At 46.5% G+C, this 23,498-nt stretch carries 22 protein-coding genes and 1 pseudogene; 17 read left to right on the top strand and 6 right to left on the bottom strand.

Annotation, left to right across the window (positions count from 1 at the left end):
* The first annotated feature begins 216 nt into the window (after nucleotides 1–216).
* From catD to lnrN, 11 genes are all read left to right on the top strand, one after another.
* Entirely contained in the window at nucleotides 217–621 is a 405-nt protein-coding gene (catD, locus tag BV11031_RS14030) for a DoxX family oxidoreductase CatD (protein ID WP_010330889.1), read from the top strand.
* Nucleotides 622–638: 17 nt separating this feature from the next.
* A complete protein-coding gene (catE, locus tag BV11031_RS14025; RefSeq protein WP_010330888.1) occupies nucleotides 639–1,496 on the top strand; it encodes a catechol 2,3-dioxygenase in 858 nt (285 codons plus the stop codon).
* Between the two features lie 93 nt (nucleotides 1,497–1,589).
* Nucleotides 1,590–2,534 (top strand): AraC family transcriptional regulator, encoded by a 945-nt coding sequence (locus BV11031_RS14020; protein WP_010330887.1) that lies wholly within the window; start codon nucleotides 1,590–1,592, stop codon nucleotides 2,532–2,534.
* Between the two features lie 173 nt (nucleotides 2,535–2,707).
* Nucleotides 2,708–4,156 carry a sugar porter family MFS transporter gene (locus BV11031_RS14015; RefSeq protein WP_010330886.1) on the top strand — a complete coding sequence of 483 codons (1,449 nt, stop codon included), beginning with the start codon at nucleotides 2,708–2,710 and terminating at the stop codon, nucleotides 4,154–4,156.
* 27 nt (nucleotides 4,157–4,183) lie between these two features.
* Nucleotides 4,184–5,125, top strand: coding sequence for a sugar phosphate isomerase/epimerase family protein (locus BV11031_RS14010; RefSeq protein WP_010330885.1), 942 nt, complete (start codon nucleotides 4,184–4,186; stop codon nucleotides 5,123–5,125).
* 9 nt (nucleotides 5,126–5,134) lie between these two features.
* Nucleotides 5,135–6,316, top strand: a complete 1,182-nt coding sequence (locus BV11031_RS14005) for a Gfo/Idh/MocA family protein (RefSeq protein WP_082246399.1) — start codon at nucleotides 5,135–5,137, stop codon at nucleotides 6,314–6,316.
* Nucleotides 6,317–6,439: 123 nt separating this feature from the next.
* Nucleotides 6,440–7,642: a sensor histidine kinase gene (locus tag BV11031_RS14000; RefSeq protein ID WP_026014556.1), complete on the top strand. Its 1,203-nt coding sequence runs from the start codon at nucleotides 6,440–6,442 to the stop codon at nucleotides 7,640–7,642.
* Nucleotides 7,639–8,301 (top strand): two-component system response regulator LnrK, encoded by a 663-nt coding sequence (lnrK, locus tag BV11031_RS13995; RefSeq protein WP_010330882.1) that lies wholly within the window; start codon nucleotides 7,639–7,641, stop codon nucleotides 8,299–8,301. Before BV11031_RS14000 ends, lnrK begins: the two co-directional genes overlap by 4 nt.
* A 143-nt stretch (nucleotides 8,302–8,444) precedes the next feature.
* Nucleotides 8,445–9,380: a linearmycin resistance ATP-binding protein LnrL gene (gene lnrL / locus BV11031_RS13990; protein WP_010330881.1), complete on the top strand. Its 936-nt coding sequence runs from the start codon at nucleotides 8,445–8,447 to the stop codon at nucleotides 9,378–9,380.
* Between the two features lie 11 nt (nucleotides 9,381–9,391).
* The gene (gene lnrM, locus BV11031_RS13985; protein ID WP_010330879.1) at nucleotides 9,392–10,582 is read left to right on the top strand and encodes a linearmycin resistance permease LnrM; all 1,191 of its coding nucleotides are present in this window, start codon (nucleotides 9,392–9,394) and stop codon (nucleotides 10,580–10,582) included.
* A 13-nt stretch (nucleotides 10,583–10,595) separates the two neighbouring features.
* A complete protein-coding gene (lnrN, locus tag BV11031_RS13980) occupies nucleotides 10,596–11,753 on the top strand; it encodes a linearmycin resistance permease LnrN (protein ID WP_010330878.1) in 1,158 nt (385 codons plus the stop codon).
* A 108-nt stretch (nucleotides 11,754–11,861) separates the two neighbouring features.
* On the opposite strand, the gene padR is transcribed toward lnrN, so the two are convergent.
* Nucleotides 11,862–12,410, bottom strand: a complete 549-nt coding sequence (padR, locus tag BV11031_RS13975) for a transcriptional regulator PadR (protein ID WP_010330877.1) — start codon at nucleotides 12,408–12,410, stop codon at nucleotides 11,862–11,864.
* A gap of 292 nt (nucleotides 12,411–12,702) precedes the next feature.
* Between padR and estB the strand changes: the two genes are divergently transcribed.
* The 3 genes and pseudogenes from estB (at nucleotide 12,703) to bstA (ending at nucleotide 15,327) form a co-directional block, all read left to right on the top strand.
* Nucleotides 12,703–13,335 carry an esterase EstB gene (gene estB / locus BV11031_RS13970; protein WP_026014555.1) on the top strand — a complete coding sequence of 211 codons (633 nt, stop codon included), beginning with the start codon at nucleotides 12,703–12,705 and terminating at the stop codon, nucleotides 13,333–13,335.
* 205 nt (nucleotides 13,336–13,540) lie between these two features.
* Entirely contained in the window at nucleotides 13,541–14,629 is a 1,089-nt protein-coding gene (locus BV11031_RS13965) for an acyltransferase family protein (RefSeq protein ID WP_010330875.1), read from the top strand.
* Nucleotides 14,630–14,789: 160 nt separating this feature from the next.
* Nucleotides 14,790–15,327, top strand: a pseudogene (bstA, locus tag BV11031_RS13960) (bacillithiol transferase BstA).
* Here bstA and BV11031_RS13955 read toward each other — a convergent pair.
* Both BV11031_RS13955 and BV11031_RS13950 read right to left on the bottom strand, forming a co-directional pair.
* Entirely contained in the window at nucleotides 15,324–16,880 is a 1,557-nt protein-coding gene (locus tag BV11031_RS13955; protein ID WP_010330874.1) for an MFS transporter, read from the bottom strand. The pseudogene bstA and the gene BV11031_RS13955 overlap by 4 nt on opposite strands.
* Before the next feature lie 112 nt (nucleotides 16,881–16,992).
* Entirely contained in the window at nucleotides 16,993–17,475 is a 483-nt protein-coding gene (locus BV11031_RS13950; protein ID WP_010330873.1) for a MarR family transcriptional regulator, read from the bottom strand.
* 171 nt (nucleotides 17,476–17,646) lie between these two features.
* Here BV11031_RS13950 and mprF point away from each other — a divergent pair, with 171 nt between their 5' ends.
* The 3 genes from mprF (at nucleotide 17,647) to BV11031_RS13935 (ending at nucleotide 22,056) form a co-directional block, all read left to right on the top strand.
* Entirely contained in the window at nucleotides 17,647–20,217 is a 2,571-nt protein-coding gene (mprF, locus tag BV11031_RS13945; protein WP_010330872.1) for a bifunctional lysylphosphatidylglycerol flippase/synthetase MprF, read from the top strand.
* A gap of 286 nt (nucleotides 20,218–20,503) precedes the next feature.
* Nucleotides 20,504–21,385, top strand: a complete 882-nt coding sequence (locus tag BV11031_RS13940) for a PhzF family phenazine biosynthesis isomerase (RefSeq protein WP_010330871.1) — start codon at nucleotides 20,504–20,506, stop codon at nucleotides 21,383–21,385.
* Between the two features lie 86 nt (nucleotides 21,386–21,471).
* Nucleotides 21,472–22,056, top strand: a complete 585-nt coding sequence (locus tag BV11031_RS13935) for a nitroreductase family protein (RefSeq protein WP_010330870.1) — start codon at nucleotides 21,472–21,474, stop codon at nucleotides 22,054–22,056.
* A gap of 39 nt (nucleotides 22,057–22,095) precedes the next feature.
* Here BV11031_RS13935 and BV11031_RS13930 read toward each other — a convergent pair whose 3' ends face one another.
* The 3 genes from BV11031_RS13930 to BV11031_RS13920 all read right to left on the bottom strand — a co-directional run bounded on the left by BV11031_RS13930 (nucleotide 22,096) and on the right by BV11031_RS13920 (nucleotide 23,429).
* A complete protein-coding gene (locus BV11031_RS13930; RefSeq protein ID WP_003223225.1) occupies nucleotides 22,096–22,287 on the bottom strand; it encodes a YfhD family protein in 192 nt (63 codons plus the stop codon).
* Nucleotides 22,288–22,353: 66 nt separating this feature from the next.
* The gene (locus BV11031_RS13925) at nucleotides 22,354–22,464 is read right to left on the bottom strand and encodes a YfhE family protein (protein WP_003223230.1); all 111 of its coding nucleotides are present in this window, start codon (nucleotides 22,462–22,464) and stop codon (nucleotides 22,354–22,356) included.
* Between the two features lie 53 nt (nucleotides 22,465–22,517).
* Nucleotides 22,518–23,429 (bottom strand): TIGR01777 family oxidoreductase, encoded by a 912-nt coding sequence (locus tag BV11031_RS13920; RefSeq protein WP_010330869.1) that lies wholly within the window; start codon nucleotides 23,427–23,429, stop codon nucleotides 22,518–22,520.
* Between the last annotated feature and the right edge of the window lie 69 nt (nucleotides 23,430–23,498).

The raw sequence follows: 23,498 nt of genomic DNA, 5'->3' as shown, positions 1-23,498 counted from the left end.
GGAATTCGTGAGCACCGACGCGCAGGCCTGACAACGAATGCGAGGGTTTGTCGACACGCTGAGACCTTTGTCTTGCACAAAGGTCTTTTTTGTTACAGTTTTATAGTAATTTTATTTCATTTTCGTAAAATGTAACAAAATTACTTGACGTAAATAAGTTATGTATATATACTAGCTTACATTAAGTAAGTGATAACATTTATCAAGGAGGATAACATGAATAAATCATTTGAAATCGGCACATTACTTTTAAGAGTTATGACAGGTATTATCTTTTTTGTTCACGGTTTATCAAAGTTTCAGGGAATGGAAGGCACCATCCAATTTTTCGGAAGCCTAGGCCTGCCAAGCTTTATGGCGTATGTCATCGCAACGATTGAACTCGTTGGCGGCGTGCTTGTCTTCTTCGGATTGGCTACACGTATTGTCGGCGTCCTGTTTGCCCTCACAATGATCGGAGCCATTATTACAGTCAAGCTGAAAGCGCCTTTCATGGGGAATGCAGAATTTGATTACCTACTGCTTTTGACATCCATCCACCTTGCGCTTTCAGGAAGCCGTTTCTTGGCGCTGGACCCATTTGTGTTTAAAGGAAAAAAGAGCGAAAACGTATCAGCATAAGAAAAGAGGCATACAGCATGGCCAGCATTCATGAAAACACACATATTGGAGATGTCAAACTCACAATCCGCAGTCTGGAGCGGTCTCTTGCGTTTTACCGTGACGTCATCGGTTTTCAAGTCTTACAAAAGACGGACCGCCAAGCTCAATTAACGGCTGATGGAAAACGCGCCCTGCTTATTCTTGAAGAAAATCCGAGCGCTGTTGTCTTGCCTGAACGGTCTGTAGCGGGGCTTTATCACTTTGCGATTCTTCTTCCGAACCGGAAGGAGCTTGGTATGGCGCTTGCCCGCCTGATTGAACACGGCATTGCCATCGGCCACGGGGATCATGCGGTCAGCGAAGCACTCTATCTGTCTGATCCTGATGGAAATGGCATTGAAATATACGCTGACCGCCCCCGCAGCACGTGGCAGCGTGATCGTGAAGGAAACTACGTCATGACGACAACCTCTGTTGACATCGAGGGTCTTTTGGAAGAGGCCGAAGATGAGCGGAAAACAATGCTTCCAAATGGTACCAACATCGGACACATTCATCTGCATGTCAGTGATTTGAACGAAGCCAAAACGTTTTATACAGATGTACTGGGCTTTGACATTGTCGGAAACTATACGGGCATGTCCGCGCTCTTCGTTTCAGCCGGAGGATATCATCATCATATCGGTTTAAACATTTGGGCGGGAAAAAACGCACCGCCTAAACCGACAAATGCCAGCGGACTAGATGAGTACAAGGTTGTTCTGCCTCATCAAGAGGAACTGGATCGAGTGACAGACCGAGTCAAACATGCCGGATATTCGATCGAAGAAAAGGAAAGCAGCTTCCGGGTGAAAGATCCTGTTTCCGGAGCCCATATTCTATTTGTGATTTGACTGTAATCCCTTTGCCGAAAAAACGGCAGAGGGATTTTTTATTTTTGTTCGCCTTGTTATGATGAGAGAACCAACTTGTAAGGAGGCGTTTACATGGAACTCAATCACCTTGTGACAGGCAAAATAGCTTTAAATCAATATGTGCATCGCTTAGAGCAAAAGGATGTTTCATTTTACGTCCACTATTGGGGAGCGATGACGAACCACTATAACACACTGCTTCATAAGCATTCCTTTTATGAAATTTGTTACGTCGTAAGAGGTGAAGGATATTACCTTGAAGGCGATCGTACATATCCGCTTCGTGAACAGACGATTTTTTTGTCAAAGCCGGAGCATTTGCACCAAATCAAAAGTGAAACAGGGCTGTTCCTTTTTTACGTCGCTTTCGAGCTGAGCGAGGATCAGTCAAGCGCCGAATGGATCAAAGTGATGAAAGAAGTGAAACAAAGCCCCTTTATCACAATGCAATTGAAAGATGGCGAACCGCCGGGCTTGCTTTGGAAAACATTAATGCTGCAAGCAGCGCAGCCTGTCGATGCTTTTGACAAAGAGATCCTATCTCATTTGTCGCATGCATTGATCCTGTCATTAATCCAAACCTTTCTCCCGTCCGCCCAACGCCCGAAACAAAAGCAGCCCATTCACACATCCTCTGCTTTGCTGACAGAGGTGAAACTGCACATAAAAGACAATCTGTCACAGCCATTAAAGCTGACGGATGTTGCCAGCCACTTTCATATCTCAGGGAGGCACTTATCACGTTTATTTGCAGCAGAACTGGGCGTCAGCTACTCAGAATTTGTCCAAAATGAAAAAATAAACAAAGCTGCCGAGCTGCTGAAATCAACGAATCTATCGATTAAAGAAGTAGCGGAAGAAATCGGTTTCTCAGTACATTATTTCACTCGCATATTTTCTGCCAAAATCGGCAGCTCACCAGGGCTTTTCCGCTCCCTTTATAAAGATTCAAAAATGACCGCATTTCAAATCAATAAACCTTTTCAAAAAATCGAACAGGCCAAGCCGCACGAATAAGATGTCCTGAAATGACAAAACAATGTCTTCATATGATAAAGACGCGAGAAATCTCGTTGTCTTATAATCTCTTTAGAAAGCGGTTACAACAATGAATGTTCTGAAGGAGGGATGCATTGGCTTATGCTTGGTGTCGGGTGCTCTGCCATTCTTGAAAGAAGGGGAAGAAAGCCGTGAGTACAAAAAAGAAAGAGGCTGTAAAAGAAAAAGAAAGCTTAGCTCATAAAGGGCTTTTACGAACGATTACATTGGTATCTACATTCGGCGGCCTGTTGTTCGGTTATGATACGGGTGTCATTAATGGGGTACTTCCTTTTATGGCAACTGCAGGTCAACTCAATCTTACACCTGTTACAGAAGGACTGGTTGCGAGTTCCCTGCTTTTCGGGGCAGCCTTCGGGGCGATGTTTGGAGGACGTCTGTCCGATCGGCACGGCCGCCGAAAAACGATCCTTTATTTAGCCTTACTCTTCATCGCAGCCACACTTGGCTGTACCTTTTCACCAAACGCGTCCGTGATGATTGCCTTTCGTTTTCTGCTCGGACTGGCGGTTGGCTGCGCTTCTGTAACGGTTCCAACCTTTTTAGCGGAAATTTCGCCGGCAGAACGCAGGGGACGAATCGTGACACAAAATGAACTGATGATCGTAATTGGCCAGCTGCTGGCATACACCTTTAACGCCATTATCGGCAGCACAATGGGGGAGAGCGCAAATGTTTGGCGGTATATGCTGGTCATCGCGACACTTCCGGCTGTTGTGTTATGGTTCGGAATGCTCATCGTGCCTGAAAGCCCGCGTTGGCTGGCGGCTAAAGGCAGAATGGGTGACGCTCTGCGGGTGCTTCGGCAAATCCGTGAAGACAGCCGGGCTCAGCAGGAAATAAAAGAAATCAAACATGCGATTGAGGGCACAGCAAAAAAGGCCGGCTTTCATGATTTTCAAGAGCCGTGGATCAGGCGCATTCTATTGATTGGGATCGGAATCGCCATCGTACAGCAAATTACCGGTGTCAATTCGATCATGTACTATGGGACAGAAATTCTGAGAGAAGCCGGTTTTCAAACAGAAGCTGCATTAATTGGCAATATTGCAAACGGTGTTATTTCAGTTATTGCGGTCATTTTTGGGATATGGCTTCTCGGCAAAGTCCGCCGCCGGCCCATGCTGATCATCGGACAGATTGGCACGATGACAGCCCTTCTGCTGATCGGGATTTTATCCATTGTCCTTGAAGGAACACCCGCCCTGCCGTATGTTGTGCTGAGTTTGACCGTTTTGTTTCTTGCGTTTCAGCAGGCTGCCATTTCTACGGTGACGTGGCTCATGCTCTCGGAAATATTTCCGATGCATGTGCGGGGACTTGGCATGGGGATCAGCACCTTCTGCTTGTGGATAGCTAACTTTCTCATTGGATTCACCTTTCCCATTTTGCTCAATCATATTGGAATGTCGGCAACATTTTTTATCTTTGTCGCAATGAATATTCTAGCGATTCTATTTGTGAAAAAATATGTGCCTGAGACAAAAGGGCGGTCACTTGAACAGCTTGAGCATTCATTCCGCCAGTATGGCCGCCAAGCTGATCAGGAAATGCCGAATCAAACGACTCACTTTTCGTAACTTGCAGATACTAGGAGGAATCTATCAATGAAACTATCTTATGTAACAGACAGCTTAGGACATTTGCCTTTTGAAGAAATGCTCGATTTTGCCGCGGAACTTGGCATTGATACGCTTGAAATGACAACTGGAGGCTGGTCGCCGGCACCTCACTTGAATCTTGACGAATTGCTGCAAAGCAGCAAGAAAAGAGAAGAACTTTCAGCCGCGCTGGAAAAGCGGAATATGACACTTTGCGCTTTAAACTGCTCGGGGAATCCTTTAGATCCAGGCGAACTGGGCAAATCGCACAGAGAAGTAACGGACAAAACGATGGAGCTGGCTGGATTATTAGGTGTCAAAAAAGTGATCATGATGAGCGGCCTGCCAGCCGGCGGCCCGGACGACAAAGTGCCGAACTGGATCACATACACAGTGAGCTGGCCTCCCGTTTTAAAAGATATTCTCAACTATCAATGGGAAGACGTTGCGATTCCGTATTGGAAGGAACTTGTCAAAAAAGCGGAAGCCTGCGGAGTGGAAAAAATTGCGCTTGAAAATTTCAGCTCTCAATTAGTCTATAATCCTGAGACTCTCTTTCGGCTCAGAAACGCGGTCGGCCCGATGGTCGGTTTGAATCTTGATCCGAGCCACTTATTATGGATGGGTGCAGACCCGATCATCGCAGCAAGGAAGCTCGGAGAAGCCATTCACCATGTTCATGGGAAAGATGTCAGAATTGAAAGACATTTAGCCGCGGTAAATGGGTTTTTAGAAACAAAAGAAGTGACAGATCCTGCGAACCGGGCATGGAATTACGTAGCAGTCGGCTGCGGACAGGATTTACAGTGGTGGAAGGAATTTTTTTCAGTCGTCAAAATGATGGGGTATGACGGTGAGGTTTCCTTAGAAATGGAGGACCTGACGATGTCGCCTGAAGCGGGCGTCCGCACTTCTGTAGAAGCTTTAAAACAAACCATCAGCCAATAGGAGGTTTTCATGATGCTAAATGGAGAAAGAATCATTTCAAAGCCGCTGCGCTGGGCAATGGTAGGCGGCGGACGGCTCAGCCAGGTTGGATATAAACATCGTATTGGAGCGTTGAGAGATAATACTGCCTTTCAATTAACCGCAGGGGCCTTTGATATCGATGCCGAAAGAGGAAAAGACTTCGGGGTGAACCTCGGAGTAGATGCGGAGCGCTGTTATGCCGACTATCAAACCATGTTTGCGGAGGAAGCGAAAAGAGTCGATGGCATAGAGGTTGTATCGATTGCCACTCCAAACGGCACTCATTATGAGATCTGTAAGGCAGCACTTGAAGCAGATCTTCATGTCATCTGTGAAAAACCGCTGTTCTTCACTTCAGAAGAGGGCTATGAAATCAAAACGCTCGCAGAGAAAAAAGGCAAAATCGTCGGCGTGACATACGGCTTTTCCGGCAATCAAATACTCCTTCAAATGCGTGCGATGATTGAGCAGGGCAAGATCGGCGATATTCGTGTGGTTGACTTGCAGTACACACACGGTTTTTGTGCAGCAGATGAGGGCGAGAACATAAGCGCTGCACAGAAATGGCGTGTCGACCCTGCGATCGCCGGGCCAAGCTTTGTGCTGGGCGATTTATCTACCCATACGTATTATATGTCGCAGCTCATTATGCCGCAGATGAAAATCAAAGAACTGCTGTGTGACCGCCAGAGCTTCGTCGGCAGCCGTGCGCCGCTTGAGGACAATGCCCATGTGCTGATGCATTATGAAAACGGGGCGGTCGGGACGATGTGGACATCATCAATCAATGCAGGGTGTATGGATGGCCACAGAATCAGAATTGTCGGCTCAAAAGCAAGCCTCGAATGGTGGGACAGCAAACCGAACGAACTGATGTATGAAGTGCAGGGAGAGCCTATTCAGACACTCGTTCGCGGCATGCCGTATTTAGACGGTGCGTGCAGCGCCGATGAACGTCTGGGCGCTTTACACAGCGAAGGGCTGTCAGACGCGTGGGCCAACATTTATCTCAAGTGTGCCATTGCAATTGACGCAAAAAAACGCGAAGATCAAGAAACACTGAACAACTTGGTTTATCCTGACATTGACGCAGGGATCGAGGGCATCCGCTGGATTGAGAATTGTGTACGTTCAGCAGACCAAGGGTCCGTATGGGTTGAATTTGAATAATAAGTGGAAGACGCCGCATATGACATAAAGTTCATATGCGGTTTTTATTTTCCAGAAACTCCTGTAAAAAATGACCTGAGGCAGGTATGATAAGAAAGGAATTGGGTATCGGGAGTGATGAGCGTGAAGGCTCTTATATTTACTAGGATTTTCACCTTAATGGTAAGTTGTTCGGTTTACTTTTTTCTTGTAAAAGATGACCGTTGGTTTGAGTATTTGTTCATCGCTGGCGGTGCGGGTGTGTTCTTAGCAAATCATCTCTTATTAAGAGTAGGGAAATATGCCGTTATTTTTTGTTTGATTGATATTGCAGTTGGCTTTTCGTTCGGTTTCATGTTTCCGGGTACAGGTTTATATATCACATTGCTCAGCCCGGTTGCTGTTACCTTTTTTTTGAAAGGGTTTGACCGAAAAACAGTATGGTCTGTGCTTTGTTTTTGTTTTATGATGTGGCTGATTGTGCTTATTCGTACATATCGTATGTTCGGCGATGAATATGTTATGGATCATTGTATCAGCATGACATTCGTTGTCTTTTGCGGAGTCGTCGGCAAATTAATCCGCAAGCTGTTGGATACGCAGGAAACGGCAAAACAGCAGTTTCAGGAACTGACAGAGTCTCACTTTTCGCTGTCTGCTGCGCACCAGGAACTCCATTTATATGCGAAGCAGGTTGAAGAGCTGACTGCCATTCATGAGCGGAACAGAATGGCAAGGGACATCCATGATACAGTAGGACACAAAATGACGGCGCTCCTCGTGCAGCTGCAGCTTCTGCGTGAATGGCAAAAAAGAGACAGCCAAAAAGCGGAGGAGACCGTTGGGGTATGTGAAACGCTTGCCCGTGAAGCGCTCGATGATGTCCGCTTATCAGTACGCACCCTGCAAACGGATAACGACCCTTCGTTAATCGATTCATTGAAACAGCTGACAGAAGACTTTTACAAAAATGCAGGAGTCACAACCGAGTTTGCGGTCAGCGGCGATCCTGCGCTGATCCCGCTATCTCTTCATCCGACATTGGTCAGAACAGTGCAGGAAGCACTGACCAATGCCAAACGGCACGGGGGCGCCACAGCTTGTTCGATACAGCTTGCCTGCGCAACGGACAACATCAGCCTTGTCTTTAAGGATGACGGAAAAGGAAATCCCGAGACGGCACTTGGCTTTGGCCTATTGAACATGAAAAAGCGGGCAGCGGAGCATGGTGGAAGCATCCGCTTTGAGAGCGAACAAAATCAGGGGTTTACTGTAATCGCCGAATTTTCACTGGCTAATAAAAAATGGAGCTTCGGGCCCGTGCAGCAAAAGGAGAGTTTATCATGATTAAGATCATCATTACCGACGATCAGGATATCGTCAGAGAAGGGCTGGCATCACTGCTGCAGCTCAGGGAAGAGCTTGATGTGATCGCAACAGCGCGAAACGGGCAGGAAGCCTTCGAAAAGGCGAAAGAACTTGAGCCGGATATCGTGTTAATGGACATCCGAATGCCGGTCTCCAACGGAGTTGAGGGGGCAAAATTGATTACAAGTTCTTTGCCTGGTGTCAAGGTTTTGATGCTGACGACCTTCAAGGATTCAGAGCTGATTGCAGAAGCGCTCGAAGAAGGGGCGAGCGGATACCTGCTGAAGGACATGTCAGCCGACACGATTGTAAAAGCGGTGATGACGGTTCAATCTGGCGGAATGGTTCTCCCTCCGGAACTGACTGCACAGATGCTGAATGAATGGAAGCGCGAAAAACAGCTGAAAGGGATAAACGAGACAGATAAACCTAAGGAGCTGCTCGACCTGACCGAGCGTGAATTGGAAGTTCTGGCTAAGCTGGGGTATGGGCTGAATAATAAAGAAATTGCCGAAAAACTGTACATTACAGAAGGCACAGTGAAAAATCATGTGTCGAACATTATCAGCAAGCTGTCTGTCAGAGACAGAACCCAAGCCGCTATCTATTCGGTCAGACATGGTGTGTCTGACTTTTGACATGTGACATTCGGCATATGCGCTTCTTTGAAAAGGCCTGTTGAAGGCCTTTTTTTCATGCCTTACATTCTATCTGCCGCTACATGCCGCACGCCTTTCTTTTTTCTACAATGGCAATGGGATTACAAAAGGAGTGAAACGAAGTGCTGCAAGCAGAAAACATTAAAAAGGCATATGGAAAGAAAACAATCGTGAAAGGCATCTCTTTTTCCCTCCAAAAAGGGGAGTCGTTCGGGCTGCTCGGGCCGAACGGTGCGGGGAAGTCCACAACCATTTCGATGATTTCCGGCCTCGTGCCGCATGACAGCGGGAATATCACAGTGGGCGGCTATATGATCGGCAAACAAACCGCCAAAGCGAAACAAAAAATCGGCGTTGTTCCGCAGGAAATTGCTTTATATCCGACGCTGACGGCTCATGAAAATCTTATGTTTTGGGGGAAAATGTACGGACTTACGCACGGTGAGGCCAAAAAAAGATCGGCAGAGGTCCTTGAATATGTCGGCCTGACTGAGCGGGCCAAGGATAAAATTGAAACGTTCTCAGGCGGCATGAAACGGAGAATCAACATCGGTGCCGCCTTAATGCACAAGCCTGAGCTGCTGATCATGGATGAACCGACTGTCGGCATCGACCCTCAATCGAGGAATCACATTTTAGAAACGGTGAAACAGCTCAATGAAACGGGCATGACGGTGATCTATACGAGCCATTACATGGAAGAGGTCGAGTATTTATGCGACCGGATCGGCATTATTGATCAGGGAGAAATGATTGCGATCGGCACAAAAACCGATTTATGCAGCCGCCTTGGCGGCGATACCATTATTCAGCTCACTGTCAATGCAATCGATGAAGCATTTCTTTTTGCGATCCGTTCACTGGCCCATGTAAATGATGTGACCGTACATGAGTCAGGGCTCAGAATTGAAATTTCTGCGGCACACCATGAGAACGTCGTCACCGGACTGCTTGCGGAGGCCGCTGCCCACCATATCAACCTGCTGTCTCTTCAAGTGCAGGAACCAAATCTGGAGCGCCTGTTTCTGAATCTGACCGGCCGCACGTTGCGGGATTAGGAGGAACGGCTATGAAAAAAAGCATGTGGATCGCATGGAAAGATGTCAAAATCAGAATCACGGACAAAAAAGGGGTTATGATGCTGATCTTAATGCCGTTGATCCTGACTTGTATTTTAGGGGCGGCGCTCGGATCGGTTGTTGACGGAGGCAGCCAGATTGACGGCATCAAAGTCGGCTTTGTCCAGTCAGACCAGTCAGATGCAGTGAACATGTTTCAAACAGATGTGCTCAAAAAAATGAAGTCACTAAAGGTCATACAAGCCAGCAGCGAAGATGAGATGAAGAGCCTGCTCGATGAAAAGAAAATCGATGTTGGCATCGTCATCCCGAACGGTTGGGAAGCCGGCAAAACATCAGCTTTCGTTTATGCTGCTTCTGATCAAACATTAAAAAGTTCCATCATCGAAACAGCCGCCGCGTCGTTCATAGACCAATATAAAACGGTAAAAGAAGCTGCGTCAGCTTCAATGGACTACGTCAGCAAAACATCAGCTGTTAAACAAGGGAAGCTTGATCTTTCACACTTTGCAGACAACCTGGTCAAGGTGCTTGAAAAAGAAACGGGTAACAAGCTTACTATGAAAGAACAATCAGTCGGCAGCAAGGCCGTTACCAGTTTTCAGTACTATTCGGCGGCCATGCTTTGCATGTTTATGCTGTTTCATATGACAGTCGGAGCGAAATCCTTTTTACAGGAAAAAGAGACGGAAACGCTTGCCAGAATGCTGATGACGCCTGCGCAAAAAGCTGTCATTCTCTTCGGAAAATGGCTCGGAACCTATTTGTTTGCCATTATACAATTTTTGATATTCCTGATCGTCACGATCAAAGTATTCGGAGTAGATTGGGGAGGCAATTTGCTGTTTGTCAGTGTACTCGGTCTTTCATACGCTGCCGCTGTATCTGGCGTTTCAATGTTGCTTGCGTCATGTATCAGCGATATGAAATCGGCGGATGCGATCGGCGGCTTCGGCATTCAATTGCTTGCGGTTCTTGGCGGGTCCATGCTGCCGCTGTACCAATTTCCGGACTTCTTGCAGTCTGTATCCAAAGCGGTGCCGAATCGATGGGCGCTTGACGGCTTTCTTTCTTTAATGGAAGGAGGAGGCTGGGCTGACCTTCAAAAGCCTGTGCTTCTTTTTGCAGCGATCGGCTTTTGTTCACTCATGCTTGGCATCAGACGGCTTCATACAAGATAAGGAGGTACACCAAGTGAAAAAAATCTTAGCCATTTGCGCCATAGAGCTTTCTCTTATTTTCAAGAAGCGGCAGAACTATTTGATGATGTTCGCTGCCCCGCTTTTGCTGACCTTTGTTTTTGGAGGGATGCTCGGCGGCAGTGACGACAAGCTGCGGCTTGCGATCGTAGATCAGGACGACACGCTTCTCTCTCAGCATTATGTTCGGCTGCTGAAGACACACGATGATATGTATACATTTGAAAACATGTCTGAAAGCAAAGCGTCAGAAAAGCTGAAACAAAAGAAGATTGCCGGGATCATCACCATTTCCCGATCGTTCCAGACACAGTTGGAAAAAGGAAAACATCCCGAGCTGATCTTCCGCCATGGCCCGGAATTGTCCGAAGCACCGATGGCCAAACAATATGCAGAAAGCACATTGGCAAAGCTCAACATTCAGGTTGCCGCGGCGAAAACGTCAGCTCAGGCAGCGGGGGAGAGCTGGAAGGCGGCCTATAAAACAATTATCGCCAAAGAGCATGAAGATGCGGCACCAGCCGTCAAACGAAAGACGCTCAGCGATAAAAAAGAAGGGGCTGGCCCAAGTGACACAGCCTCCAGAGCAGCAGGCTTTTCTATTTTGTTTGTCATGCTGACCATGATGGGGGCGGCGGGAACCATTTTAGAGGCAAGAAAAAACGGGGTCTGGTCCAGATTGCTTACAGCCTCTGTCAGCCGGACAGAAATCGGTGCAGGATATGTGCTGTCCTTCTTTGTGATTGGGTGGATTCAATTCGGCATCTTGCTTCTCGCTACCCATTGGCTGTTTGGCATCAGCTGGGGCAATCCGGCTGCGGTTATTGTGTTAGTATCGCTTTTCCTGCTGACCGTTGTCGGCATCGGGTTGGCCATTGCGGCCAATGTCAGAACGCCGGAACAGCAGCTTGCGTTCGGCAACTTGTTCGTTATCGCAACGTGTATGGTAAGCGGAATGTATTGGCCGATAGACATTGAGCCGACATTTATGCAGGCCATCGCTGAATTTCTTCCGCAAAAGTGGGCGATGAGCGGGCTGACTGAGATTCTCGCTAACGGTGCGCACGTCACAGATATTCTCGGGATTTGCGGGATCTTGCTTGCTTTTGCGGCCATTACCTTTGCGGCGGGGCTGAAAGCGCTCCGACCTTAAAAAAGCATCTGTCCCCGAGGCAGATGCTTTTTTCATATCGTTAAACCCTTACGTCGGCCCATGAAGGAAAGCAGGCTACATACGCGTCCGGTCCGAAGGCTGCTCCCGCTACTCCTCATCTATCATCGCTAAAATCGATTCCAGCCAAGAAACATAATTTTTCTCCCGCTCCAGCGCTTTTGTCAGCACGAGATAGTGTCCGAAGTCCGGTGATTGAAACGATATAGGTTCCGCTGAAGCCATAAGCTTTTCATAGCTTCCCTGCAGATCAGACAGCTTGGCTTTGCGTTTTCGCAGCTGGTCTGTGAACAAATCAGAAGCCTCCTGCCGCGACAGGGAAGAAATGAAATAAGCCTTCAGCATAAATTCATCCTTCACCGTCTCCGGTATCGGGTGATGGCGGATCAGCCACTCATGCAGCTCCTGCTTTCCGCTGTCTGTCAGGGTGTACATCTTTTTCTCCAGCTTCGTGCCTTGAATCGTTGTGCGGAACGTGATAAATCCTTCATCCGTGAGCTTTTTGAGCTCAGGATAAATCTGGCTGTGCTTGGCGCTCCAAAATTGGCCGAGCTCCTCTTTAAAATAACTTGTAATATCATATCCGCTCAATTCGCCTTTCCGCAAAAGCCCTAATATGGCGTATTTCAATACTCTCATGCTATCCTCCGTGTCTATGGCTGTTTCACAAAAAAGATTAGCCAATGCTCAACTGTGATCCTAACTGCCTATTCCCCTTATTATAGAAAAGGGAGGAAGGGAACACAACCCGGTTAGCTTGTTAAATAAAGATGGCAGATAGGTCTTGTGTTCCAGAAATTATCATATTGGACCCCTTAAACTTAGCAAGACTATATATTTAATTGACTTTTCTGAAAAAAGGTATTAACAAAATAGTTTTTTTATGTATAATAGGAAATTGGTGGTACAAACATTTTAAGGGGGAATGAACGTGAAAAAAATACTTATTGCATCCACTATCTGTTTATCGCTGATTCTATCTGTTCTAGCCGCACCGCCGTCAAGCGCAAAAGCTGAATCAGTACATAATCCTGTCGTTCTTGTTCATGGAATAAGCGGTGCCTCATACAACTTTTTTACTATTAAAAACTACTTAATTTCTCAAGGCTGGCAAAGCAACAAACTGTATGCCATTGATTTTTATGATAAGACAGGTAACAACTTTAACAATGGCCCGCAGCTTGCTTCATATATTGACCGGGTTTTAAAAGAGACGGGAGCCAAAAAAGTAGATATTGTTGCTCATAGTATGGGCGGCGCCAACACGCTGTATTATATTAAATATCTAGGCGGGGGCAACAAGATTCAAAATGTCGTAACACTTGGAGGGGCTAATGGTTTAGTGTCATCTGTAGCGCTGCCCGGTACAGATCCTAATCAAAAAATCCTCTATACATCTATCTACAGCCTAAATGATCAAATCGTAATGAATAGCTTGTCTCGATTACAGGGAGCGAGAAACATCCAGCTTTATGGCATCGGCCATATTGGCTTGCTTTCGAATAGCCAAGTGAACGGCTATATCAAAGAAGGGCTGAATGGCGGAGGCCTCAATACAAATTAATATTTTCATATGAAAAAACCTGTTGTCTCCATTACAGCAGGTTTTTTCGATTCTCACAGCATCTTGTTTGAGTAAATCTGCCAAAAAGTGATTTCGTCAATCATACATACTCTCATTTATGACATTAGGCACTTTTTCAAATACAAAGGCCATGTTAAGGTACAACCATCGATTTCTAAAAATTTGAAATAAAAGGAGCGCTGTTATGCAAATTAAAGAAATTTTTATGATCCGCTGCATTTCGTGCTTAAGTGTCGTCCTGCTCCATATCATTTCAATGGTCTTGATGCTTCAAGCAGAAGCTCTCGCAAATATTTCTCACACCGTAGATTCTTTTCGGACACTTCTGATGTTCAGCACGCCTGCTTTCATTTTCATCTCTGAATTTTTGCTGGCCCGTTCTTATCCTGGCGGGGTGCCTGACGGTTTTTTAAAGAAGCGGGGAAAAGTGATTTTCGTTCCTTTTTTATTTATCGCGGCTATTGATGCCCTGTTGATGACAAGTGCGATGGGGGGAGAGGTTACCTTTCTCGCGATAGTGCAAAAGTATCTGGCGAATGTATTGTTAGGAAATTTTATCGGATACTTCATTCTTGTCATCTTTCAATTTTACATGTTGCACATGATGTTTCACGAGTATTTGAAAAAAGCATCGCCGAAATGGGTGCTGTCCATCTCATTTGTGGTGACAGCCTTTTATTTAAGCTATTTCTCAGCGGTCAGCCCGGCTCCTGCTTCTGAAGAAGGCGGGTCGTTTCCGTTCTTCTGGGTTCCGTTCGCAGGCTGGCTCTTCTACTTTTGTCTTGCCTACTATTGCGGAAAAGAGTACAAGCGCTTTTTAGCGCTGCTGAACCAATACCGCTGGGTGATATACGGCGCTGCATTAGCTTCTGCTGCGCTTGTTGTCACGGTTTCTTATGCCGGGGATACCGGCATGATCAGCTCGAAACGGCCTGATATCATGCTGTATTCGACAAGCATGATTTTCCTGTGCTTTCACTTGTTTTCGAAAATGAAGCATGTGCCAAAAATCATGATGTTTATCAGCAACTATTCCTTTTCGATTTATCTGCTCCATGCCTATTTTATGATCATAGGCTACGTTTTACTTACAAATATGCCCGGAATTCCTGCCGTACCGGCTGTTCTTCTATTGTTTGCCGTGTGTACAGCCGGCCCGATCTTGACCTCATGGGCACTGAATAAATTCAAGTACGGTTATTTATTTGTGGGGAAGGTCTATCAGCCAAAACAGAAGAAAGCAACAGTGGAAGTGCGTGATCACGCAGGGTGAAAGCAATCGGCAGGAGAGAGGCTCCTGCCGATTGTTTTATTCTGTTTACATAATGATTCCAGTCCTCCATTCCTTCAACTTTCAGCGGGTTTTAATTTATGCAGCGTGCACTATTTTCTTGTAAAATAAGTGAGATGACGAATCAGAAGGGGGAACTTCCATGACAATAGCCAATCTAAGCTATCCAATTGGAGAATACAAGCCGAGGAAATCTGTATCGAAGGAGCAAAAAGCAGAATGGATTCAAGCTCTTGAAGAAGTGCCGGCAAAACTGAAACAAGCCGTTGAAGGCATAGACGGACAGCCAGCTTGACACACCTTACCGAGACGGGGGGTGGACCGTTCGGCAAGTGGTTCATCATCTGGCTGACAGTCATATGAACAGCTATATTCGGTTTAAATTAAGCTTGACGGAAGAGACACCGGCCATCCGTCCATATGATGAAAAAGCGTGGTCGGAGCTAAAGGACTCGAAAACAGCAGATCCAAGCGATTCACTCGCGCTTTTGCAGGCGCTTCACGGGAGATGGACGGCTCTTCTCCGCACCCTGACGGATCAGCAATTTCAGCGCGGTTTTTATCATCCCGACACAAAAGAGGTCATGACCTTGGAGAACGCGCTCGGGCTGTATGTCTGGCACTCACATCATCATATCGCCCAGATGACGGAGCTTTCTAAACGGATGGGTTGGTCTTAACGCTTTTTCCGGCGGAAAGCCGGAAGACTGATAGCGGCAATCACCAGCAGAGAAATCAAAGCGGCGGCAGCATATAAATGATCGTAGCCGCTGGCGACACTCGCATGAATGGCATCGCTTATCGCGGTTTTGACTTCAGGTACGGGAATGCGTTCGATTTGTTCTTGTAAAGAAGAAACATCAGAACTGTCGATCTCCGGCATCATCTGCATTGCCGTTTCTGATTGCCCGCTGTCCGATAAGCGGCTCTTGATTTCATCACCGATTTGGTCAAACCCGGCTGTGATAAAACCTGCATAAAGAGTCGGCGCCAATGTCAGCCCGATTTGCCTTACCAATGAAAGCGTGCCAAGCGCTGTGCCCTTATTCGTTTTCGCCGCCTCTGATACTAGGACGTTCAGCGGCGCGCCCAACAGAAAGCCAAAGCCGATTCCGGTTGCCACACTTGCGATCACAAACTCCCATTTCCCCGTCACCCAGAGCGGAAATAAAGCAAACCCCGCACATGAAATAATTCCGGAAAGTATAACGGTTTTCACCGGCCCTTTTTTGTCGGTGAGCGCTCCGCCTAGCCAAGCGCCGATGCCTGAAGCTAACGCAAGCGGAGTCATCCAATAGCCTGCTTTTGCGGCAGGAACACCCAAATACTGCTCAACATATGACGGGATAAAAATGACCGCCGCCAAGAGTCCGCCAGATAACAAACCGATGATAAGCGTGCGCTGAAATAGTTGGTTCCGCAGCAGAGAATAAGCCAAAATCGGATCGCCTCCGCGCAGTTCAACCCGCCTTTCAAACAAGATAAGCCCCACAAAACAGAGCATGCCAAAACCAATACACCCATAAACCTTTGGATCTCCCAAGCTGGTGAAGAGATTTGCCCCGTCAAGATTCGTCATGCCGTACATTACAGCTAAAATCGACAAGGATAAAAGGAAGATTCCCGCCGTATCAAGCCGTTTAGCTACAGGCGCTTTCGTTTCTGCAATAAAACATGCGCCGAAAACAACCAATAACACGGCAATTGGCAGATTAATCAGAAACAGCCAGTGCCAAGATCCGGTCCAATCAAGCAGGAAACTTCCGATATTCGGCCCGAGCACAGCAGCCATCCCGTTCATCGCGCCAAGCAGCCCAAGCGCCTTCCCTTGTTTTTCTTTTGGAAGGGTAGCGAGAATGTGTGAGCTGCCGATAATGAAAATACCGCCGCCCCCAAGCGCCTGAATAAGCCGTGAGATCAAAAAGAGCGGGAAGCTTTGGCTCAAAGCAACAAGCAAAGAACCAAGTCCAAAGAGGCAAACCTCAATGAGAAAGAGTTTCTTTCTGCCGTAGCAGTCGGAAAGTTTTCCGACGATCGGCACACTGACGCTAAGGCCGAGCGTATAAAGGGTAATGCCCCACGACCCCCAGGAAGGAGAAACGGCAAACGACTCGTTTATCGTTGTTAAAGCCGCCGAAATAATACCATTATCCAGCGCAGCCATAAACACACCGATGGTAAACAGGCTGATCGCCCACTTTTGGCTTTTCTGTTCTATCGATGCTTCAGACATATTCATCAACTCCCTTTTTGTTCACTTCAAATATATTATTCATTCTAAGTGAATTAAATGTCAATCAAAAAAAGCCTGCCTCCACGGTTTGCAGAAGACAGACTTGGTAGATTTATTCTTTTTTCGCTTTCTCTAATGCTTTGGAAAGGATAGAAAGCCCTTCGGAAACAGCCTGTTTTTCTTCAGGGGACAGCAGCTCCAAGGAACGCTTTAATTTCAGGTGGCCTTTTTCATAAAGGCCCCGAAAAATATTTTTTGCATTCTCCGTCAACTGAACAACCACTGAGCGGCGGTCCTCTTCAGAATGTGACCGTTTGACAAACCCTGATTTCTCAAGGCGATCAAGCAGCCCTGTTGTATTGGACAGAGATGCCCCCATTTTTTCAGCAATATCGCTTACTTTCAGAGTTCCATGGTTGTTTAATAGCATCAGCACTTTCATTTGCGGCATGCTCATATCAAGCTTCATCCACTCGGACACATCACCGAGCCCGGCAGAGGTTAGTACTTTCATATAGAGCACCCATATTTCCCGTTCCTCAGATGAAAGAATGTTTTCGTTTAATACCGTTGTATCATGTAAATTATATTCCATTTCATCACTTCCTCATCATTCGCTCCACTTACCATATTACTCGATTTTCACTCCTGAAAGAAAGTGAGCAGAAACCGCATGCGGGACTTTGTCCGAAAAATAACGGTAGTGTATAATGGGTTGGAGATTATTAGGGAAGCAGATTGAACTAGAATATGATTGGAGAGACCATTGCTGATTAAAAAGAATGCTTTATCCGTTTTAAAAATTGTTTTTCCTATTGCGGTTTTACTATTTGTTATTTATCAATCAAAAAAAGAACTGACAAATCTGTCATTCAAACGCACGCTCATGGTCATCAACGGCCTGGAACGCATGGACTTATTTATCCTTGTATTGGTCGGCTTGCTGGCTGTTGCGGCCATGTCGCTGTATGATTACGTCCTGAAATACTCGATGCGCCTATCGATCACCAACGGAAAGGTATTCAGGGTTTCCTGGATCGCCAATTCATTTAATAATGTGCTTGGGTTCGGCGGTTTAGCCGGGGTCGGGTTAAGAATGATGTTCTATAAGGAGCATACAAAAGACCATAGGGCGCTCGTAAAAGGAATCGCCTGGCTTACATCATCTATGCTTCTCGGGTTATCCGTTTTCAGCGTTTTTGTCGCCGTGCGAGTGCTGCCAGTGGATAAAATGATCAATGAAAAGCCTTGGCTGTGGGCAGTTGTTATCGGTTTTGCGCTGATTTTGCCGGTATCTTTGGCGGTGGCGAAAATCAAAAGCCGAAAAAGCGGAGACGAAGAGAATGCGGACAAAGTGAAAAATCCGATTTTCGCTTATATCGGCGCTTCCGTTTCCGAATGGCTTATGGCCGGAACCGTCATCTATCTGTCATTGTCCGCTATGGGTATTCATGCTGATATCAGGTCTGTGTTCGGAGTGTTCGTCATCGCGTCGATCGGAGGAATGATCAGCCTCGTGCCGGGCGGCTTCGGCTCGTTTGACCTTTTGTTTTTGCTTGGTATGGAGCAGCTTGGCTATCATCAAGAGGCCATTGTGACATCTATTGTTTTGTACAGGCTCGTCTATTCATTTATCCCATTCGGTCTCGGGCTGTTCTTTGCTGCCGGAGACCTGACTGAAAATACAATGAAACGGCTCGAAACGAACCCGCGCATCGCACCGGCAATTGAGACGACAAACGTTTTGCTTGTCATCCAGCGGGCGATATTACTCAGAATTTTGCAAGGCTCGCTTTCACTTATCGTGTTCGTTGCCGGGTTGATTGTCCTAGCCTCAGTATCTCTGCCGATTGACAGGCTGACCGTTATTCCGCACATACCGCACCCGGCCCTTCTGCTGTTCAATGGCCTGTCCTTAAGCTCAGCGCTCATTTTGCTGATTTTGCCGATTGAGCTTTATAAACGGACAAAACGCTCCTATACGATGGCGATTTCAGCGCTTGTGGGCGGGTTTGTGTTCAGCTTTTTAAAAGGACTTAACATCAGTGCGATATTCGTACTGCCGATCATTATCGTATTGCTGGTGCTTTTGAAAAGACAATTTGTCCGAGAACAGGCATCCTATACACTCGGACAAATGATATTTGCTGCAGCGCTTTTCACTGTGGCGCTCTTTAACTATAACCTCATTGCCGGTTTCATTTGGGACCATATGAAGAAGGTGATGCGCCACGAATATTTCGTTCACAGCACCTCGCATATTACCCATGCAACCATCATGGCGATCATTATTGTGCCGCTGTTCTTCTTTTTATTTACAGTGGTGTATCACAAAAAGACAAAACCAATCGGGGAAAAAGCTGACCCAGAGCGCCTTGCTTCATTTTTAAATGAAAATGGCGGGAACGCGCTGAGCCATCTCGGCTATCTTGGAGATAAGCGGTTTTATTTTTCAAGTGATGGGAATGCCCTTCTTCTGTTTGGGAAAATCGCCAGAAGGCTGGTCGTGCTCGGTGATCCGTCAGGCCAAAGGGAATCGTTTTCGCTCGTGCTGGAAGAATTTCTGAACGAAGCGCATCAGAAAGGATTCAGTGTTCTGTTTTACCAAATTGAACGAGCTGACATGGCGCTGTATCACGATTTTGGCTATAACTTCTTTAAACTGGGCGAGGAAGCCTATGTGGATTTAAATACGTTTACCTTGACCGGGAAGAAAAAAGCCGGCCTTCGGGCAATCAATAACCGCTTTGAGCGGGAGGAATATTCCCTTCATGTGGACCATCCTCCATTTTCTAAGGCGTTTTTGGAGGAACTGAAACAGATCTCAGATGAATGGCTCGGCTCGAAAAAAGAAAAGGGGTTCTCGCTCGGCTTTTTTGATCCCTCATATTTACAGAAAGCACCGATTGCCTACATGAAAAACGCAGAAGGAGAGATCGTTGCGTTTGCAAATGTCATGCCAATGTACCAAGAAGGGGAGATCTCGGTCGATCTGATGCGCTACCGTGATGACGCCCCGAGTGGCATTATGGACGCATTGTTCATCCGCATGTTTTTATGGGCGAAGGAGGAAGGCTGTACGTCGTTTAATATGGGAATGGCGCCACTGTCCAATGTCGGCACCTCCTTTACATCCTTCTGGTCAGAAAGATTTGCCGCTGTCATTTTTAATAATGTCAGATACATGTACAGCTTCAGCGGGCTTAGGGCCTTTAAAGAAAAATACAAACCGGAGTGGCGCGGCAAATACTTGGCGTACCGAAAAAACAGATCCCTTTCTGTCACCATGTTCCTCGTCACGCGGCTGATCGGCAAAAGCAAAAAAGACTCCCTCTAACGAGACGGGGTCCCAGCGTGTCGATAAAACCTCGCACTCGTTGCAAGTCCTGCGCTTCGGTGATCACTTGTTGAAAGGAACGGCGGCGCGTCTTGCCTAACCTATGAAAGGTTGCTCCGATGCTCGTCCATAAGAGGTTTCAATCACGCTGAAAAGATGACAAAATCCTAAAACAATAATCTGACCCATTTTCAAAAGAAAATGGGTTTTTTTGATAATAACAGAAAATTCTCAATCGTTTTTGCTATACTAACAGAGACATTGATAAAGAAAGGACGGCAGACAAGTGAAAGAAATAGAGGTATTAAAATATGAAGCATTTACAAGCAGTCCCGGCAAAGGAAACCCCGCAGGCGTTGTATTGAAGGGAGACCATTACACGGAAGAAGAGATGCAGATCATAGCGGAGCGTGCCGGATATTCAGAAACCTCCTTTATTCGGGATAGCAAGTCGGCTGATCTTGAACTCCGTTACTTTACCCCTGGACACGAAATGAATTTATGCGGCCATGCAACTGTCGCTTCTCTTTACGCATTATGCGAAAAAGGAATGCTGGAGACCGGGAAAACGTACAGCATCCAGACAAAAGCCGGTACCCTGCCTGTGAAGATTTCTGAAAAAGACGGCCGCATTCATATTACGCTTGAACAGGCTTCCCCGCAATTCAAACCATTTACAGGCGATCGGAAAAAACTTGCGGCCGCACTAGGAATCACGGAAGAAGATTTTCATGAAGACCTTCCGATTGTGTTTGGCAGCACTGGCATATGGACAGCTATCGTTCCGCTTAGATCATTAAAGGCCTCTAAAAAAATGAGGCCCGATAACAAACAGTTTCCGGACGTGTTAGTTGATCTGCCAAAGGCTTCAGTCCACCCGTTTACCTTTGAAACCGTTCACCCCGACAGCGACCTGCACGGACGCCACTTTTCATCCCCGTATTCGGGAACGATAGAAGACCCTGTGACGGGCACTGCATCCGGTGTGATGGGGGCTTATATGAAACAGTACGGTCATGCCAAGCAGCGTGAATTTATCATTGAACAAGGGCAGGAAATCGGGAAAGACGGAAAGGTTGGAATTGAAATTAACGAAGAAGGCGATCAAGTGAAAGTGAACATGACAGGAACGGCTGTATACTCAGAAACCCGTATTCTTAAAATCTAATACAGATGAAGGTTTACAAAAAGATGCACTTTCCGTTATCATTATGAATGATAATCATTTTCAATTGCTTAGGAAGGTGAGACGGTATGCCTCAATCCGAACAGATAGATCAACATTCAGCACTGCGGGACATCATACGCAGCAGAAGATCGATTCGAAAATTTAAACAAGAGCCAGTGCCTTCGGCAGTCATTCTTGACATGCTTGAAACGGCAAAATATGCGCCAAATCACAGAGTGACTGAGCCATGGAGATTTATTTACGTTTCCAGTGAGACGGGAAAAGCAAACCTAATTAACACATTTGCAGCGTTCTCTAAAAAATCCAAGCCGGATATGACAGAGGAAAAGCTTCAAAATTTTAAAAACACACTTGGACGCGTCCCCGGATTTCTGCTCGTCGTGTTTCAAGAAGATGAAAATGAAAGAGCGCGGGACGATGATTTTGCGGCAACCAGCTCCTTGATCCAAAATCTTCAGCTTCTTGCTTGGGAAAAAGGGATCGGCATGGTTTGGAAAAGCGGTAAAATCCTTTACGACAAAGAAGTGCACAAGGCCTTTGGTTTACAGGATGATGAACGATTCGCCGCCATCATACAAACGGGCTATCCTGACGAAGCGCCGGAAGTCAAAAAGCGCACGCCCATCCGTGAACGGTTCACCGAGTTGTAAAAAAACCCCCTGTCTCAAACGGAGACAAGGGGTTTTTCATTAACGATTTTTCTTTTTCGCTCTGCTGTCTGCTGCTTTTGCGCGCTCTTGCGCTTCGCGGTCATCCGCATCAGCAAGCTCGCTTGAATATTCTTCGTAAACGCCGTCAGTTTCCCTTTTCAACGCGTCGGGAACTTGAGGAAGCTTTTGTTTGTTTTTATCACGGTTTTTGTGGATATGATTTCTGCCCATATCAAATTCCCCCTAAAAAGTGATATCAAACAAACATAGTATCTGGCATAAAGGGGCTATGTATTCCTATTTCCGCTTAGCAGCTTTTTCCGCTTTTTTAAATTCGCCTGAATAAAGAACTTCCTGCATTTTCTTCAGGTTGGCGCCTTGCTGATGTTTCTCCCTCTTCTTTTCCATTAAAGGACCTCCTTCAACCATGTTATTCTTAAGGTTGACGCTTCCTTCCGTTTTTATACAGCCTTTCTGTCCGTTATCAGCTGTGAGAGCGCGAATTCAAGGTCCGAATATGTAAAACGAAATCCGGAGGTTATCGCTTTTTTAGGAAGAGCGCGCTGTCCTTTCACAATCAGAAGACTCATTTCACCCAATGCTTTTGATAAAAAGAATTCCGGAACGGGGAGCCAGTGCGGTCGGTGCTTCACCCGTGCAATCGTTTTTCCGAATTGCTTCATTTCCACAGGATTTGGCGCGGTGACATTCATGGGTCCTGAGATGTCGGTGTTTTCCATCGCAAATCGAATCATCTGGGCGGCGTCCTCGACATGAATCCATGACAGCCACTGTCTGCCCGTTCCGATCGTGCCGCCGGCAAGAAGTTTATAAGGAAGAACCATGAGCGGGAGAGCGCCTTTTTCCCCAAGCATCACGCCAAATCTCGCATAAACCGTCCGGATGCCCATCGCCTCAATGTTCTGTCCTTCTTTTTCCCATAAATGTGCAGTATGGCTGAGAAAATCCTCATCTGACGTTGCGGAATCCTCTATGAAAGTCTTCTCAAGACTTGTGCCGTAAATGCCTACCGCACTGGCCTGGATCAGCGCTTTCGGTTTTTCCTTCTGTTTATGAATAAGACGCTGCACTTCACGCGTGGCATGAATACGGCTGGAGAGGATTTGCTGCTTCGTTTTTTCTGTCCAGCGGCCAAAAATCGATTGTCCCGCGAGATTTACCCAGACATCAATATGAGGAAGTTTCTGCTCCGGTGCGGCTCCATCCGTCAGCCATTGGACATATGTGATATTTTTTTGTTCAGTTTCCCTTGCGTTTCTTGATAAAATATAAACATGGTGTCCCTGGCGGGTAAGAACGCCTGTTAGATGCTGGCCGAGAAAACCGGTTCCGCCCGTCATTGCGATATTCATAAACATCTCTCCTCATCGTTCTAATAACAATACTTTACCTCATTTTCATAAAAGAAAACGCTTTTCAGG

It is taken from the genome of Bacillus vallismortis (assembly GCF_004116955.1).
In the GTDB taxonomy this organism is placed as follows: Bacteria; Bacillota; Bacilli; order Bacillales; family Bacillaceae; genus Bacillus; species Bacillus vallismortis.
The sequence above is the reverse complement of the archived record's forward strand: the minus strand, read 5'-3'. Positions and strand labels throughout refer to the sequence as shown.

What these genes read in the sequence shown, in the direction of transcription:
- catD (WP_010330889.1), top strand. Translation starts at nt 217, where the DNA reads ATGAATAAATCATTTGAAATCGGCACATTACTTTTAAGAGTTATGACA.
- catE (WP_010330888.1), top strand. Translation starts at nt 639, where the DNA reads ATGGCCAGCATTCATGAAAACACACATATTGGAGATGTCAAACTCACA.
- BV11031_RS14020 (WP_010330887.1), top strand. Translation starts at nt 1,590, where the DNA reads ATGGAACTCAATCACCTTGTGACAGGCAAAATAGCTTTAAATCAATAT.
- BV11031_RS14010 (WP_010330885.1), top strand. Translation starts at nt 4,184, where the DNA reads ATGAAACTATCTTATGTAACAGACAGCTTAGGACATTTGCCTTTTGAA.
- BV11031_RS14005 (WP_082246399.1), top strand. Translation starts at nt 5,135, where the DNA reads ATGATGCTAAATGGAGAAAGAATCATTTCAAAGCCGCTGCGCTGGGCA.
- lnrK (WP_010330882.1), top strand. Translation starts at nt 7,639, where the DNA reads ATGATTAAGATCATCATTACCGACGATCAGGATATCGTCAGAGAAGGG.
- lnrM (WP_010330879.1), top strand. Translation starts at nt 9,392, where the DNA reads ATGAAAAAAAGCATGTGGATCGCATGGAAAGATGTCAAAATCAGAATC.
- padR (WP_010330877.1), bottom strand. Translation starts at nt 12,410, where the DNA reads ATGAGAGTATTGAAATACGCCATATTAGGGCTTTTGCGGAAAGGCGAA.
- BV11031_RS13965 (WP_010330875.1), top strand. Translation starts at nt 13,541, where the DNA reads ATGCAAATTAAAGAAATTTTTATGATCCGCTGCATTTCGTGCTTAAGT.
- BV11031_RS13955 (WP_010330874.1), bottom strand. Translation starts at nt 16,880, where the DNA reads ATGTCTGAAGCATCGATAGAACAGAAAAGCCAAAAGTGGGCGATCAGC.
- BV11031_RS13950 (WP_010330873.1), bottom strand. Translation starts at nt 17,475, where the DNA reads ATGGAATATAATTTACATGATACAACGGTATTAAACGAAAACATTCTT.
- BV11031_RS13935 (WP_010330870.1), top strand. Translation starts at nt 21,472, where the DNA reads ATGCCTCAATCCGAACAGATAGATCAACATTCAGCACTGCGGGACATC.
- BV11031_RS13930 (WP_003223225.1), bottom strand. Translation starts at nt 22,287, where the DNA reads ATGGGCAGAAATCATATCCACAAAAACCGTGATAAAAACAAACAAAAG.
- BV11031_RS13925 (WP_003223230.1), bottom strand. Translation starts at nt 22,464, where the DNA reads ATGGAAAAGAAGAGGGAGAAACATCAGCAAGGCGCCAACCTGAAGAAA.
- BV11031_RS13920 (WP_010330869.1), bottom strand. Translation starts at nt 23,429, where the DNA reads ATGAATATCGCAATGACGGGCGGAACCGGTTTTCTCGGCCAGCATCTA.